The 13923-nt window shown below is 77.4% G+C and carries 14 protein-coding genes; 9 read left to right on the forward strand and 5 right to left on the reverse strand.

Going from position 1 to position 13923, the window contains the following annotated elements; translation table 11 throughout:
- The first annotated feature begins 38 nt into the window (after window positions 1-38).
- From hisI to lgt, 7 genes are all read left to right on the forward strand, one after another.
- On the forward strand, window positions 39-464 hold the full coding sequence (gene hisI / locus IEY75_RS07185) for a phosphoribosyl-AMP cyclohydrolase (RefSeq protein ID WP_189113440.1): 426 nt from the start codon (window positions 39-41) through the stop codon (window positions 462-464).
- Window positions 461-2008, forward strand: a complete 1548-nt coding sequence (locus IEY75_RS07190) for an anthranilate synthase component I (protein WP_189113441.1) — start codon at window positions 461-463, stop codon at window positions 2006-2008. The genes hisI and IEY75_RS07190 overlap by 4 nt, the downstream gene beginning before the upstream one ends.
- A 52-nt stretch (window positions 2009-2060) precedes the next feature.
- Window positions 2061-2636: a Trp biosynthesis-associated membrane protein gene (locus tag IEY75_RS07195; RefSeq protein WP_189113442.1), complete on the forward strand. Its 576-nt coding sequence runs from the start codon at window positions 2061-2063 to the stop codon at window positions 2634-2636.
- A 204-nt stretch (window positions 2637-2840) separates the two neighbouring features.
- Window positions 2841-3641 (forward strand): indole-3-glycerol phosphate synthase TrpC, encoded by an 801-nt coding sequence (gene trpC, locus IEY75_RS07200; protein ID WP_229789450.1) that lies wholly within the window; start codon window positions 2841-2843, stop codon window positions 3639-3641.
- Window positions 3641-4867: a tryptophan synthase subunit beta gene (gene trpB / locus IEY75_RS07205; RefSeq protein ID WP_189113444.1), complete on the forward strand. Its 1227-nt coding sequence runs from the start codon at window positions 3641-3643 to the stop codon at window positions 4865-4867. The genes trpC and trpB overlap by 1 nt, the downstream gene beginning before the upstream one ends.
- On the forward strand, window positions 4864-5694 hold the full coding sequence (gene trpA / locus IEY75_RS07210) for a tryptophan synthase subunit alpha (protein ID WP_189113445.1): 831 nt from the start codon (window positions 4864-4866) through the stop codon (window positions 5692-5694). The genes trpB and trpA overlap by 4 nt, the downstream gene beginning before the upstream one ends.
- Window positions 5691-6809, forward strand: coding sequence for a prolipoprotein diacylglyceryl transferase (lgt, locus tag IEY75_RS07215; RefSeq protein WP_229789422.1), 1119 nt, complete (start codon window positions 5691-5693; stop codon window positions 6807-6809). The genes trpA and lgt overlap by 4 nt, the downstream gene beginning before the upstream one ends.
- Here lgt and IEY75_RS07220 read toward each other — a convergent pair.
- From IEY75_RS07220 to IEY75_RS07235, 4 genes are all read right to left on the reverse strand, one after another.
- Window positions 6753-7379, reverse strand: a complete 627-nt coding sequence (locus IEY75_RS07220; RefSeq protein WP_189113446.1) for an alpha/beta hydrolase — start codon at window positions 7377-7379, stop codon at window positions 6753-6755. The two genes, lgt and IEY75_RS07220, sit on opposite strands and share 57 nt — an antisense overlap.
- Window positions 7380-7584: 205 nt before the next feature.
- The gene (locus IEY75_RS07225) at window positions 7585-8715 is read right to left on the reverse strand and encodes a S8 family serine peptidase (protein ID WP_189113447.1); all 1131 of its coding nucleotides are present in this window, start codon (window positions 8713-8715) and stop codon (window positions 7585-7587) included.
- Window positions 8712-9992, reverse strand: a complete 1281-nt coding sequence (locus IEY75_RS07230) for a hypothetical protein (protein ID WP_189113448.1) — start codon at window positions 9990-9992, stop codon at window positions 8712-8714. The genes IEY75_RS07225 and IEY75_RS07230 overlap by 4 nt, the downstream gene beginning before the upstream one ends.
- Complete coding sequence (locus IEY75_RS07235) at window positions 9989-10396, reverse strand: hypothetical protein (RefSeq protein ID WP_189113449.1); 408 nt, start codon at window positions 10394-10396, stop codon at window positions 9989-9991. Before IEY75_RS07235 ends, IEY75_RS07230 begins: the two co-directional genes overlap by 4 nt.
- 382 nt (window positions 10397-10778) lie before the next feature.
- Between IEY75_RS07235 and pyk the strand changes: the two genes are divergently transcribed.
- Together pyk and IEY75_RS07245 are read left to right on the forward strand one after the other, a co-directional pair.
- A complete protein-coding gene (pyk, locus tag IEY75_RS07240) occupies window positions 10779-12200 on the forward strand; it encodes a pyruvate kinase (protein WP_189113652.1) in 1422 nt (473 codons plus the stop codon).
- Window positions 12197-13081, forward strand: a complete 885-nt coding sequence (locus IEY75_RS07245; protein ID WP_189113450.1) for an acyl-CoA thioesterase — start codon at window positions 12197-12199, stop codon at window positions 13079-13081. The genes pyk and IEY75_RS07245 overlap by 4 nt, the downstream gene beginning before the upstream one ends.
- A 3-nt stretch (window positions 13082-13084) precedes the next feature.
- Here IEY75_RS07245 and IEY75_RS07250 read toward each other — a convergent pair whose 3' ends face one another.
- Window positions 13085-13873: a carbohydrate-binding protein gene (locus IEY75_RS07250; RefSeq protein WP_189113451.1), complete on the reverse strand. Its 789-nt coding sequence runs from the start codon at window positions 13871-13873 to the stop codon at window positions 13085-13087.
- Window positions 13874-13923: the final 50 nt, after the last annotated feature.

The following is a 13923-nucleotide window of genomic DNA, read 5'->3' on the forward strand; positions in this document are numbered from 1 at the left end:
GGCTGTGATGGGTGCGGGACGTAGGGGAGGATGGGGCCGTGGACGGGACACGGGACGAATCGGGAACCGAGCCGGCCGACACGCCGCCGGCCGGCGTGGACGGGGGCGACGCGGTCGTCCGGGTGCGCTGGGACCGCGACGGGCTGGTGGCCGCGGTCGTGCGGCAGTACGACACCGGCGAGGTGCTCATGCTCGCCTGGATGGACCGGGCGGCGCTGCGGCGCACCCTGGACTCGGGCCGGGCGACGTACTGGTCCCGGAGCCGGGGCGAGCCCTGGGTCAAGGGCGAGACCTCCGGCCACCACCAGTACGTCAAATCCGTCGCGCTCGACTGCGACGGCGACGCCCTGCTCGTCAGCGTCGACCAGGTCGGGCCCGCCTGCCACACCGGCACCCGCACCTGCTTCAGCGAGTCCGTCCCGGCCGCCGTCGGCGGCCGCAGCGCGCAGGAGGGGTCCGCGTGACCACCGGAGCAGTCAGTCCCGACCCGGCCGGCTTCGCGGCCGCGGCGGCGACCCGCCGCGTCGTGCCGGTCGTCCGGCGCCTGCTCGCCGACGGCGAGACGCCCGTGGGGGTGTACCGCAAGCTGGCCGGCGGCCCGGGCACGTTCCTGCTGGAGTCCGCCGAGCACGGCGCCGGCTCGGCGTGGTCCCGGTACTCGTTCGTCGGGGTGCGCAGCAGCGCCACCCTCACCGCGCGCGGCGGCGCCGCGCACTGGCTGGGCACCCCGCCCGACGGCGTGCCGGTCGACGGCGACCCGCTCGCCGCGCTGGCGGCGACGGTGGCGGCGCTGTCCGGCCCGGCCGGCGGGACCGGCCCGGAGGCCGGGCTGCCGCCGCTGACCGGCGGGATGGTCGGCTACCTCGCCTACGACGCGGTCCGGCGGTTCGAGACGCTGCCCGCGCACACCGCTGACGAGCTGGGCGTCCCCGAGCTGGGCATGATGCTGGCCACCGACCTGGTGGTCCTGGACCACTACGCCGGGGCGGCCATCCTGGTGGCCAACGCCGTCCTGCCCGCGCACCGCGACGAGGCGGCCGTCGCCGCCGCGTACCACCACGCGATCGGGCGCCTGGACGCGATGACCTCGGCCCTCTCCCGGCCCACGCCGCCGGTGGTCTCGACCCTCGCCGCGGGCGCCGTGGACCCGATGGCGGGCGTGGTCAGCCGGACCCCGGACGGGGAGTACCCCAAGGCGGTCGAGGCGGCCAAGGAGGCGATCCGCGCCGGCGAGTGCTTCCAGATCGTGGTGTCCCAGCGGTTCGAGCGCGCCACCGCGGCCGACCCGCTGGACGTGTACCGGGTCCTGCGGACCACCAACCCCAGCCCGTACATGTACCTGCTGCGGTTCGACGACTTCGACATCGTCGGCTCGTCCCCCGAGGCGCACGTCAAGGTCACCGCGGAGGGTCCGGCGCGGCGGGCGCTGCTGCACCCGATCGCGGGCACCCGGCCGCGCGGCGGCGACGCCGACGCCGACGCCCGGCTCGCCGCCGAGCTGCTCGCCGACCCCAAGGAGCGGGCCGAGCACGTGATGCTCGTGGACCTCGGCCGCAACGACCTCGGGCGGGTGTGCGCGCCGGGGACGGTGAGCGTGCCGCAGTTCGCCGCGATCGAGCGGTACAGCCACGTCATGCACATCGTCTCCACGGTCACCGGGGACCTGCGTGCGGACCGCACGGCGTACGACGCGCTGGCGGCGACGTTCCCGGCGGGCACGCTGTCCGGCGCCCCGAAGGTGCGCGCGATGGAGATCATCGACGAGCTGGAGCCGGCGCGCCGCGGCCTGTACGGGGGCACGGTCGGCTACCTCGGATTCGGCGGCGAGCTGGACATGGCCATCGCCATCCGCACCGCGCTGATCCGGCGCGGCCGCGCGTACGTCCAGGCCGGCGCCGGCATCGTCGCCGACTCCGACCCCGCGGCCGAGGAGCGGGAGACCCGCAGCAAGGCCGCCGCCGTGCTGACGGCCATCGCCGCCGCCGAGACCCTGCGCCCGGCCCGGTGACCGTGCGGCCGTCCCGCTGCCGCCGCCGGCCCGCCCGTGGTTGCCTGGGCGCATGAGCGAAGACTCCGTCCCCGCCGACGCACCGGCCCGCCGCCGGATGACCGGTGTCGTGGCGGTGTGCGCCCTGGCGTCGGCCGTCGCGCTGTGGGCCAGCGGCCGCACCTGGGCCACCTGGGACGGCCCGGGACCCTCGACCCTGCCCGGCGGGGCGGCCAGCCTGACCGGCGCCGGCACGCTGCCCTGGCTGCCCGCCACGGCGCTGGTCGCGCTGGCCGGCGCCGGTGCGCTCGTCGCGGTACCCGGCCTGCTGCGGCGGGTCGTCGGCGGCGTCCTGGTGCTGATCGGCGTCGGCTTCGTGGCGGGGCCGACGACCGCGGTGACCGAGGGCGCCGGGCCGCTGTGGCCGGTGGTGGTGGCCGCCTGCGGCGCCGTCGTCACCGCCTGCGGCGTGCTGGCCATCCGCGAGGCCGGCCGGTGGCCGGGCCTGGGGGCCCGGTACGCCCGCGACGACGGCCCGGCCGGCGCCGGCACCCCGACCGGCGACACCCGTCCGGGTGACTCCCGCGGCGGAGCCGGGGACGCGGCGGCGTGGCGGGCGCTGGACCGGGGCGAGGACCCCACCGTGTAACCGAGCGTGGTCGCGGCGGCAGGTATACGTGCGCGGAAGGCGCCGCTGCCGGCCCGTTCGCGGATTATGCGGTACTACGTACCGTGAGCTACGCCATACCCCCACGCCAGCGCCGGGAGGGCGAGCACTTAGCATCGGCGCATGACACCCGGAGGGGGGAGTCCGTTGGTGACAACGAGACAGAGCGGCGGCGGTTCCGGCAGCGTGCTCGACGAGATCCTGGCCGGGGTGCGCGAGGACATCGCCGCGCGTGAGCAGTCCGTCCCCATGCAGGAGATGAGGGCCCGCGCCGCGGCCGCGCCCCCGCCGATCGACGCGTACGCCGCGCTGCGCCGCCCCGGCGTCGCCGTCATCGCCGAGGTCAAGCGCTCCTCGCCGTCGAAGGGGGCGCTCGCCGACATCCCGGACCCGGCCGAGCTGGCCATCCAGTACGCGGCCGGCGGCGCCCGGGTGATCAGCGTGCTGACCGAGGGCCGCTGGTTCGGCGGCTCGCTCGCCGACCTGGCGGCCGTCCGGGCCGCGGTCGACGTGCCGCTGCTGCGCAAGGACTTCGTGGTCTCCAGCTACCAGGTCCACGAGGCCCGGGCGTACGGCGCCGACCTGGTGCTGCTGATCGTCGCCGCGCTGGAGCAGAACGTCCTCGTCGGCCTGCTGGAGCGGATCGAGTCGCTGGGCATGACCGCCCTGGTGGAGGTCCACGACATCGAGGAGACCGACCGCGCGCTGGAGGCCGGCGCCAAGGTCATCGGCGTCAACGCCCGCGACCTGCGCACCCTGGAGGTCGACCGCACGGTCTTCGAACGGATCGCGCCCGGCCTGCCCGCCGCTGTCGTCAAGATCGCCGAGTCGGGCGTGCGCGGGCCGCACGACCTGATCCGGTACGCCTCCTCCGGCGCCGACGCGGTGCTCGTCGGCGAGGGCCTGGTCACCCAGGCGAGCCCGCGCGACGCGGTCGCCGCCCTGGTGACGGCCGGCAGCCACCCCGCCACCCCGAGGCCGAGCTGATGGGGGCGCCCGCGGTACCCGACGCGACCGGCCACTTCGGCCGGTTCGGGGGGCGGTTCATGCCCGAGGCGCTCGTCGCCGCGCTGGACCAGCTCGACGGCGCGTGGCGGGAGGCCAGAGTCGACCCGGCGTTCACCGCCGAGTTCGACCGGCTGCTGCGCGAGTACGCCGGCACGCCCTCGATGCTGTACCCGGCGACCCGGCTGTCGGCCGAGGTCGGCGCCCGGATCCTGCTCAAGCGCGAGGACCTGAACCACACCGGCGCGCACAAGGTGCGCAACGTCCTGGGCCAGGCGCTGCTCACCCGGCGGATGGGCAAGCGGCGGATCATCGCCGAGACCGGCGCCGGGCAGCACGGCGTGGCCAGCGCCACGGCCGCCGCCCTGTTCGACCTGGAGTGCGTCGTCTACCAGGGCGAGGTCGACACCCGCCGGCAGGCGCTCAACGTCGCCCGGATGCGGATGCTGGGCGCGACGGTCGTCCCCGTCACGACCGGCTCGCGCACTCTCAAGGACGCGATGAACGAGGCCCTGCGCGACTGGGTGAGCACGGTGGACGACACCCACTACCTGATCGGCACCGCCGCCGGCCCGCACCCGTTCCCGGAGCTGGTCCGCGACCTGGTCCGGGGGATCGGGGTCGAGGCGCGGGCCCAGTGCCTGGAGGCGACCGGCGCGCTGCCGGACGCCGTGGCCGCCTGCGTCGGCGGCGGGTCCAACGCGATCGGCATCATGCACCCGTTCCTCGACGACGCCGAGGTGCGGCTGTACGGCTTCGAGGCCGGCGGCGACGGCGTCGGCACCGGCCGGCACGCCGCCAGCATCAGCGGCGGCGGCGTCGGCGTCCTGCACGGCACCCGCACCTACGTGCTGCAGGACGACGACGGCCAGACCGTCGAGTCGCACTCGATCTCCGCCGGGCTCGACTACCCGGGCGTCGGCCCCGAGCACGCGTGGCTGCACGACAGCGGCCGCGCGACGTACCGGGCGGTGGACGACGCCGCGGCGATGGCGGCCTTCCGCCAGCTCTGCCGCACCGAGGGCATCATCCCGGCGATCGAGAGCGCGCACGCGCTGGCCGGCGTGGTCGCGGTCGTCCCGGAGCTGACCGCGGCGCTGGGCCGGGAGCCGACGATCGTCGTGAACCTCTCCGGCCGCGGCGACAAGGACATGCACACCGCGGCCGCGTACTTCGACCTGCTGGACACCGAGGGGGGACCGCGGTGACGCTGGCCGACACGTTCGCCCGCACCCGGGCCGAGGGCCGGGCCGCCGTCGTCGGCTGTATGCCGGCGGGCTTCCCCACAGTCGAGGGCAGCATCGCCGCCATGACCGCGATGGTCGAGGCGGGCGTCGACATCGTCGAGGTCGAGCTGCCGTACTCCGACCCGGTGATGGACGGCCCGGTGATCCAGCGGGCCAGCGACATCGCCCTGGCCGGCGGCGTGCGGACCGCGGACGTCCTGCGCATCGTCGAGGCGGTCGCCGCCGCCGGTGCGCCGGTGGCGATGATGACGTACTGGGCGCCGGTGGAGAAGTACGGGCCCGACCGGTTCGCGCGCGACTTCGCCGCCGCGGGCGGCGTCGGCCTCATCACCCCCGACCTGATCCCCGACGAGGCCGGCGAGTGGCTGGCGGCCGCCGACCGGTACGACCTGGACCGGGTCTTCCTGGTCGCGCCCTCGTCCACCGACGCGCGGCTGGCGATGACGGTCGGGCACTGCCGCGGCTTCGTGTACGCCACGAGCGTCATGGGCGTCACCGGCGCCCGGGAGCGGACCTCCAGCGCGGCGCCCGCACTGGTGGCCCGGGTCCGCGCGGCGGACCCCGCGATCCCCGTGGCCGTGGGCCTGGGCGTGCGCGACGGCGACCAGGCCGCCGCCGTCGGCGGGTACGCCGACGGGGTGATCGTCGGCAGCGCCCTCATCCGCTGCCTGCTCGACGCCCCGGACGAGCCGGCCGGCCTCGCCGCGCTGCGGGCGCTGTCGGCGGACCTCGCCGCCGGTGTGCGGCGCTCCCCGTCCGGCCGGGCCGCCGCTAAGGTGCAAGCGTGAACCTCGCCGCGATCCCGAGCCCGACCACCGCCGTCTGGCACCTGGGCGCGTTCCCGGTCCGGGCGTACGCGCTGTGCATCGTCGCCGGCATCGTCATCGCCTGCGCCGTCACCGAGGTGCGGCTGCGCCGCCGCGGCGTGGCCCCCTGGGTCGTGCTGGACGTGGCGGTCTGGGCCGTCCCGTTCGGCGTCGTCGGCGCGCGCGTCTACCACGTCCTGACCTCCTGGAACGACTACTTCGGCTACAACGGCGAACCGGTCAAGGCGCTCTACATCTGGGAGGGCGGCCTCGGCATCTGGGGTGCCGTCGCGGGCGGGGCGGTGGGCGCGTGGCTCGGCTGCCGCCAGGTCGGCATCCCGCTGCGGGTGTTCGCCGACGCGCTGGCGCCCGGCCTGCCGCTGGCGCAGGCGGTCGGCCGGTTCGGTAACTGGTTCAACAACGAGCTGCACGGCGGGCTGACGACGCTGCCGTGGGGCCTGCAGGTGCACGTGATGGACCGGGTCAACCCCGGCCAGGCGCTGCCCGGCCCCGACGGCCAGCCGCTGACCCTGCCCGGCCTCTACCACCCCACGTTCCTGTACGAGGCGCTGTGGAACGTCGGCGTCGCGGTGCTGATCCTCGTCCTCGAACGGCGGTTCCGGTTCGGCCGCGGGCGGGCGTTCGCGCTGTATGTCGCCGCGTACACGGTCGGCCGGTTCTGGATCGAGCTGATGCGCGTCGACGACGCCCCGGTGGTGCTGGGGATGCGGTTCAACGCGTGGATGTCGCTGGTGGTGTTCGCCGCCGCCGTCGCCTACCTGATGACCGTCCGCGGTCCGCGCGAGTTCCTGCTGCCGCGCGAGGCCGCCGACGGCGGCGGCTACGACGTGGTGACCGAGGAGCGGTACGACCGGGAACTGGCGGCGGCGGCCGCCGTAGACACCGCCGCGGCCCGGCCCGGCCCGCCGGACCCGCCGGGGGCGGACCCGGCCGCGGCGCCCGCTGTCGACGCCGCGCCGCCCGCTGTCCGTGCCGCGCCGCCCGCTGTCGGCGTTGCGGGCGATGTCGGGTCGGGCGGCTCAGCAGCCGACGGCGTCGTCGACGAACCCGAGAAGGGAACCGACCAGCCGCGGTAGGTGGTCGGCGAAGTCCGCGGCCGGCGGGGCCGGGCACCCGGGCAGCTCCCGGGCGTGCGGGATCCGGGCCAGCAGCGCGTCGACGGTGCGGCGCTGGTGCTGCCGGTCCTCCGGTACCGAGGGCAGTACGCCGACGGGCATCGCCAGGCAGCCGAGGTCCGTCTCGCTGACGCCGCGTAGCACCTGGCCGTCGAGCAGGTGCGACACCTCGGTGGTCCGGGCGCCCACGCTGTCCAGGCGGGCGTGCGCCGAGGCGTCCACGTCGGGGTCGCCGGCCGTGGCCGGCCAGGCCAGCAGCAGGGCCGCCACCGACTCGGGCCGCGCCAGCGCCAGGCGCGCGGCGGCGGAGCAGCCGTGCGACCCCGCGATGACGGTCACCGGCTCCGGGGGCAGGGCGGCGACCAGGTGGGCCGCCTCCGCGGCCCACGACGGGGCCCGGACCAACCGGTCGGGGGCGAGCGTGCGCAGCCCGTGTTCGGCGAGCCCGGCGCGCACGCCGGTCGCCCCCCAGAACCGCTCGGCGTCCAGGTCCTCCCACAGGCCGCCGTGGACGAGGAAGATGGCAGGCATGGCGGCTCCGGTCGGCGCGTGGGCAGGTGGTCTGCGTCGCGCAGGCGTCTGTGTCGAGCAGGGGGTCTGCGCCGGGCAGGGGGCTGCGTCCCCGTCCGCGGGCGTCGGTGGCTGCGGACGGCGAGCTAGGTCAACTTAGCAGCCGCGCCGGGCAATGTGGACCTTCCGCCGTGCCCTGTGCCACGTCCCGGGGTGCGGGACGGCCTCAGCGGGCCCCCGGCCCCGTCGCCGCGCGGGAGGGCCGGGCGGTCAGGCGTCGCCAGTACCAGACGGTGGCCACGGCGGCGGTCGCGGCGAGTACGCCGAGCGCGACCAGGTAGACCACCCAGGGGCGCGACGAGGGCGCGGCCGGGGCGGCGGCGGCGAGCGTGGGCGGGCTCGTGGGCTGGCCGGGCAGGTCGGCGGTGAGGGCGTTGGCCAGGTTGAGGACGCCGTAACCGTACTCGGGGTCGCGGCCGGGGGCACCCCGGTCGTCGGCGGTACCGGTCAGCCGGGCGACGACCTGCGGGCCGGTGAGCTGGGGGTACTCGGCCCGCACCAGCGCCGCCGCCCCCGCGACGATCGCCGTCGCGCTGCTGGTCCCGCCGTCCCCGGTGTAGTAGCGGCCGGCCGTCCGGGGCAGGGTCGTGGTGATGTCGGCGGCGGGCGCGGCGAGCATGACCTGCGGGCCGGTGACGGAGCTGGGGACGTGCCGGCCCCTGCGGTCGACGCCGGCCACCGCGAGGACGCCCGGGTACCCGGCCGGATAGCCGACGGCCTGCGACTGGGGGCGGTTGCCGACGCCGGCCACGACGACGACGCCGGCCCGGACCGCCTCGGCGACCGCCTGCTGCTCGGCGATCCCGGCGGGGCCGACCGAGGAGATCGAGATGACCGCGGCGCCCTGGGCGGTCGCCCAGCGGACGGCCTCCTCGATTCCGCTGGTCCGGCCTCGGCCGGTGCTGGTCCTGATCGGCAGGATCCGGGCACCGGGAGCCAGGCCGAGCGCGCCGCCCGCGGTCCGGCCGTGGGCGGCGATGAGACCGGCCATGGCCGTGCCGTGGCCGTCGGGGTCGGCGTCGTCGCGGACCCGGTCGTCGGTGCCGCCGGTGAAGTCCCTGCCCGGCAGGAACTGGCCGGTCAGGTCGGGGTGCCCCGAGTCGGCGCCGGTGTCGATCAGCGCGACGACGACGCCCTCGCCGGTGGAGATGCCGTGGGCCTCCTCGACGCGCAGGTACGCCAGGTGCCACTGCTTGCCGCGCGGGGGCAGGGCGGCCGCCGGTGCCGACCCGCCCGCGCCGAGGAGGCCGGCGGCGAGCAGGGCGAGCGCGCGCCGCAGCCCGGTCCGTCGCCTCACGGTCCGATCACCTTTCCCGGGCCCGGGTCGTGCGGCCCCGCCTCCGGCGGAGTGTCGATCACGGCTGGGCCCGCGGTCCTGACGGTCCACTGCACGTCGTGCGGTCGGTACGGGGTCCGCGCGCCGCTTCGGGCGGCCCCCTGCGGCGCCGCCCCGGCGGGTCCGCCCGCCAGGAGCGGCTGGCCCGGCCCGGGCGGCCCGCCCGCGGGTGGCCGCCCTGGACTCCGCACGGCCGCCTCCCCAGGGGGCACCTGGCCCGCGTGGCCGCGGATGACGCCGTCCGGTCCGGGGACCGCCAGGCCGGCCCCGCGCGGGCGGCCCGCGCCGGCGGCTGTTCCCGACGGCCCGGCGGCACCCGACGACCCGGCGGTGCCGGGGGCCGGGGCGGTGCACGGGGGCGCGGTGGTGCCCGGCAGGGCGGTGCCGGGGGCGGCGGCACCGGGCGGCGCGGTCGGCCTCGTCCCCGGCGGCGGCGGTGGGTGCACCGGCCGCCAGGTGCCGGCCGGCGGGACCGGGCCGGTCGCGCCCGGCACCGGCGGCGGCGCGGGCTCGCCCGTGGGGAGACCGGCGGCCCGCGGCGGCCCGCCGTCCGGGGCGGGCGCGGTTCCGCCGCTGAGGTGGGCGCCGCCGGCCCCGCCCCCGCCCGGCGGCGCCGGCCGCTCGGGCTGCGGGACCGCGTCGGCCCCCCGCGGCGGGAGCCGGCCGGCGTGGACCGGGCCGATGTTGCGGTCGTGCTCGTAGGTGGGCATCGGCCGCAGCCGGGCGGTCTCCTGGCGGACGCGGGCGTCGGCCCCGGCCATCACCGCGCGGGCCCGGTCGTTGAGCCGGGACTCCTCGTCGGACCAGAACCGCGGCGTCAGGTCGGCGGAGGCCCGCAGGTACTCCCGGTGCAGGGGCGCGATCCGCCGCTGCGCCTCCTCCAGCGCCTCCAGCAGGCCGGCCAGTCCGTGCACGGTGGACGTGCCGGCGGCCTCGGCCTCGGTCATCGAGCGGGTCAGCTCGTCGATCCGCGCGACGAAGGCGGCCGCGGCGGGCGAGCGCTCCGGCGGCCACCGGCGGACCAGCGCCGCCCGGCAGGCCGCCAGGCGCTCCCGCTGTACCGCCACCCCCTCGACGGCGCGGCGCCACGTCGCGCACTGCTGCCAGCCGCGCCGGTCGCCGACGTCGGCCAGCGACGCCCACAGCGCGGGCACGCTCAGCGCCGACCAGTCGGTGCAGCCGTCGGCCACCGGGCCGCCGGGGCGGGGCGCCAGGCCGGGCGGCGGCGCGGCCGTCACCGGGTCGGCCCCGGGCCGGCCGGCACCTGCGCAAGCGCCGCCGCGAGCGTCGCGGCGACGTCGGCGGCGTGCGCGGCGGCCGCGGCGTCGGTGGCGCCGTACGCGGCGGCGATCCGCTCCGCGGCGGTGGCCAGGGTGTCGGCATCGGCGACGTAGGCGTGGAGGGTGTCGATCGCGCGGACCATGGCGTGCCGGTACCGGTCCTGGGCCGCGGCGACGGCGCGGCTGCGGGCGTGGGCGCCGAAGGGGACCCCCTGGCCGAAGTCGGCGAGGACCGTGCGGGCGTGCGGGCGCAGCGTCGCCTCGTTCTCGGTGCGGACCTCGCGGGCGAACGCGCGCAGGCCGGCCGGGTCGACGCGGATCTCGGTGCGGCGCGGTCCTGGTGTCCAGGGGTCCACGGCCATGCGACCTCCACTGTGCGCGGTCCGTCCGGGGGGAGCGCGGACCGCGCCGGCTGCCGCGCCGCCGGTCCACAGGGGAGCACGCTAGCCGATCCGCGCCGCCGGCACGGTCCCGCCCGCCGCGCGGCCTGCCGGCCGGGCCGCCGCGGACCCGCGCCAGCGCCGCGGACGGCGCCGCGCCGCGGACCGCGACGGCGCCGGGCGTGGTCGCCGGTCCGCCGCCTCCGCGGTCCGCCATCTCCGCGGGCCGCCGTCTCCGCGGGCCGCCGCCTCCGCGGGCCGGCGGCGGCCCGGAACCGCACCGGGCCGGCCCGCCGGCCGATGTCCGCTGTTCAGGTCCCGGTTGCCAGCGCTGCGGTGATCGCGGCGCTAGCCTGGGTGGGTGATGCGACGCGCGAAGATTGTCTGCACGATCGGCCCTGCCACCGCCTCGGCCGAGGGGGTGCGCGGCCTGGTCGACGCCGGGATGGACGTGGCCCGGCTCAACTTCAGCCACGGGACGCAGGCCGACCACGAGCAGGTGTACCGGCTGGTGCGGCAGGCCGCCGCGGACACCGGCCGGGCGGTAGGGGTCCTCGCCGACCTCCAGGGACCCAAGATCCGGCTCGGCCGGTTCGCCAGCGGATCCGCGCAGTGGCGGACCGGCGACGCGGTCGTGATCACCGGCGAGCAGGTCGAGGGCACCGACGACCGCGTCTCCTGCACCTACCGGGAGCTGCCGCACGAGGTGCGCGTCGGCGACCGGTTGCTGATCGACGACGGCAAGGTGGCCGTCCAGGTACGCGAGGTCGCCGGCCCCGACATCCGCTGCCTGGTGACCGAGGGCGGGCCGGTCTCGAACCACAAGGGCGTCTCGCTGCCGCACGTGGCGGTCAGCGTCCCGGCGCTGTCGGACAAGGACACCGAGGACCTGCGGTTCGCGCTGGGCCTGGGGGCGGACCTGATCGCGCTGTCGTTCGTGCGGTCGGCCGCCGACATCGACCTCGTTCACAAGATCATGGACGAGGTCGGGGTGCGCCGGCCGGTACTGGCCAAGGTCGAGAAGCCGGAGGCGGTGGACGAGCTGGAGGCGATCGTCCACGCCTTCGACGGCGTGATGGTCGCCCGCGGGGACCTGGGCGTGGAGATGGCGCTGGACCAGGTGCCGCTGGTGCAGAAGCGGGCCGTGCAGCTCTGCCGCGAGCTGGCCAAGCCGGTCATCGTGGCCACCCAGATGCTCGACTCGATGATCGAGAACGCCCGGCCCACCCGCGCGGAGGCCTCGGACGTCGCCAACGCCGTACTGGACGGCACCGACGCGGTGATGCTCTCGGGCGAGACCAGCGTCGGCCGGCACGCGCGGCTGACCGTGGAGACGATGTCCCGGATCGTCTCCACCACCGAGTCCGGGGAGATCCGGGTGCCGCGCCTGCAGCACTCCCCGCGGACCCACGGCGGCGCGCTGACGATCGCCGCCACCCAGATCGCCCTCAACGTCGACGCCAAGGCGATGGTCGCGTTCACCCAGACCGGCGACACGGTGCGGCGCCTGGCCCGGCTGCACTGCGACCTGCCGCTGCTGGCGTTCACGCCGGTGGAGGACGTGCGGAACCAGATGGCGCTGTGCTGGGGCGTGGAGAGCTTCCTGGTGCCGTTCGTCGAGCACACCGACGCCATGTTCGCCCAGGTCGACCACGCGATGCTCGACCTGGGCCGGGCCCGGCCCGGCGACTTCGTCGTGGTTGTCGCCGGCAGCCCCCCGGGCACGCCCGGATCCACCAACACCCTGCGCGTGCACCGGGTCGGCTCGCTGGCGCCGACCGCGTGAGCGCCCCCGGTCCGGTGACCGGCCAGGAGGCCGTCGACGGCCTCCTGGCGCTGCTGGACCTGGAGCAGGTCGGCGACGTCACCTTCCGCGGGCGGTCGCCGCAGGTCGGGCCGCAGCGGGTGTACGGCGGGCAGGTGGCCGGGCAGGCGCTGGTGGCGGCCGGGCGCACGGTCGACCCGGGCCGGGCGGTGCACTCGCTGCACGGGTACTTCGTCCGCGGCGGCGACCCGGCCGCGCCGATCGCCTACGAGGTGGAGAACGTGCGCGACGGGCGCTCCTTCTCCGTCCGCCGGTCGGTGGCGGTCCAGCACGGGCGGCCGATCTTCTTCATGTCGGCCTCGTTCCACCGGGCCGAGTCGGGGCTGGAGCACCAGGCGCCCGCGCCGCTGGAGGTACCGGGGCCGGCGGAGCTGCCGACGATGGCGCAGCGGCTGGCGCGGTACCCGGAGCGGGCCGGGTACTGGGCGACGATGCCCCGGCCGATCGACGTGCGCTATGTCGGCGAACCGGGCTGGGTGCCGCCCGGCGACCGCCCCCGCGACCCGTACCAGCGGGTCTGGATGCGGCTGGACGGCCGGCTGCCCGACGACCCGCTGCTGCACGCCTGCGCGCTGACGTACGCCTCGGACCTGTCGCTGCTGGACTCGGTCCTGGCGGTGCACGGCGAGTCCTGGGGGCCGGGCGGCGTGGTGGGCGCCAGCCTGGACCACGCCCTGTGGTTCCACCGGCCGTTCCGGGCCGACGAGTGGTTCCTGTACGACTGCTGGAGCCCGTCGGCCCACGGCGCCCGGGGGCTGGCGACCGGCCGCTTCTTCACCGTCGACGGCCGGCACGTGGCCAGCGCCGTCCAGGAGGGCCTGCTGCGGCGCGTCGGCCAGTGAGCCCTACCGGGCCACGACGACCCGGTCGATGTCCGGCGCCGCGCCCGCCGGGTTGCTGAAGCCGAGGATGTTGACCCCGGCCCGCAGGGCGATCGGCACCGTGAGCGACCCGACCCGCCCGCCGGTGCCCGGGAACGCGGTACTGGCGGCGAAGGAGCCGTTGACGCTCAGGTTGGCCGCCCGGGTGCCCGCCGCCACGTAGTGGATGGTGACCCGCCTGGCGCCGCCCTGGGACAGGGGCACCCGGACACCCAGGCTGTTGCGGCCGCCCAGGTCGGTGACGACGAGGCCGCCGGAGGCGCCGCCGACGGCGCGGATGCGGGTGCCCGCGTTGAGGTCGTTGGTCGAGGACTCCGCCTCGAAGCTGAGCCCCGCCAGCCGGGTGGCCGGGCGGGTAGCGGGCGCGCGCGACGGCGACCGGGACGCCGCGGGGCTCGCGGACGCCCGGGCGCTGGGGCTGGCGCCGCGGATGGGCGCACCGGGGCGCAGGCTGGCGGAGGGCAGTACGGCGTCGGGGACGTCGAGTCCGGGCCCGGGGGTGCTCGGCCACTCCGTGTCGAGGGCGTCGGCGATCACGTGCTCCGCCGGCGGGGCGCTCTGCAACCGGGCGGCGATGGGCGCGCCGACGGCCAGGGCCGCCGCGGCGGCGACGCCGACCAGCGCGCCGCGCGAGCGCAGGCGGCTGTGGGAGCGGTGCACGCCCGCGGAGTCGCTGGCCCGCTCGCTGGTGCGACCCGGCGCCGGCCGGCTGTCGCCGGGCCGGCGGCGGCGCCTTCGGTGCGACTCTGGCATGGCGCGCTCCGTCCCCCAGGGTGCCGTCCGCGCCCCGGCCGGTCCCCGGG

The sequence above is a fragment of the Pilimelia terevasa genome (assembly GCF_014647915.1).
GTDB lineage: Bacteria > Actinomycetota > Actinomycetes > Mycobacteriales > Micromonosporaceae > Pilimelia > Pilimelia terevasa.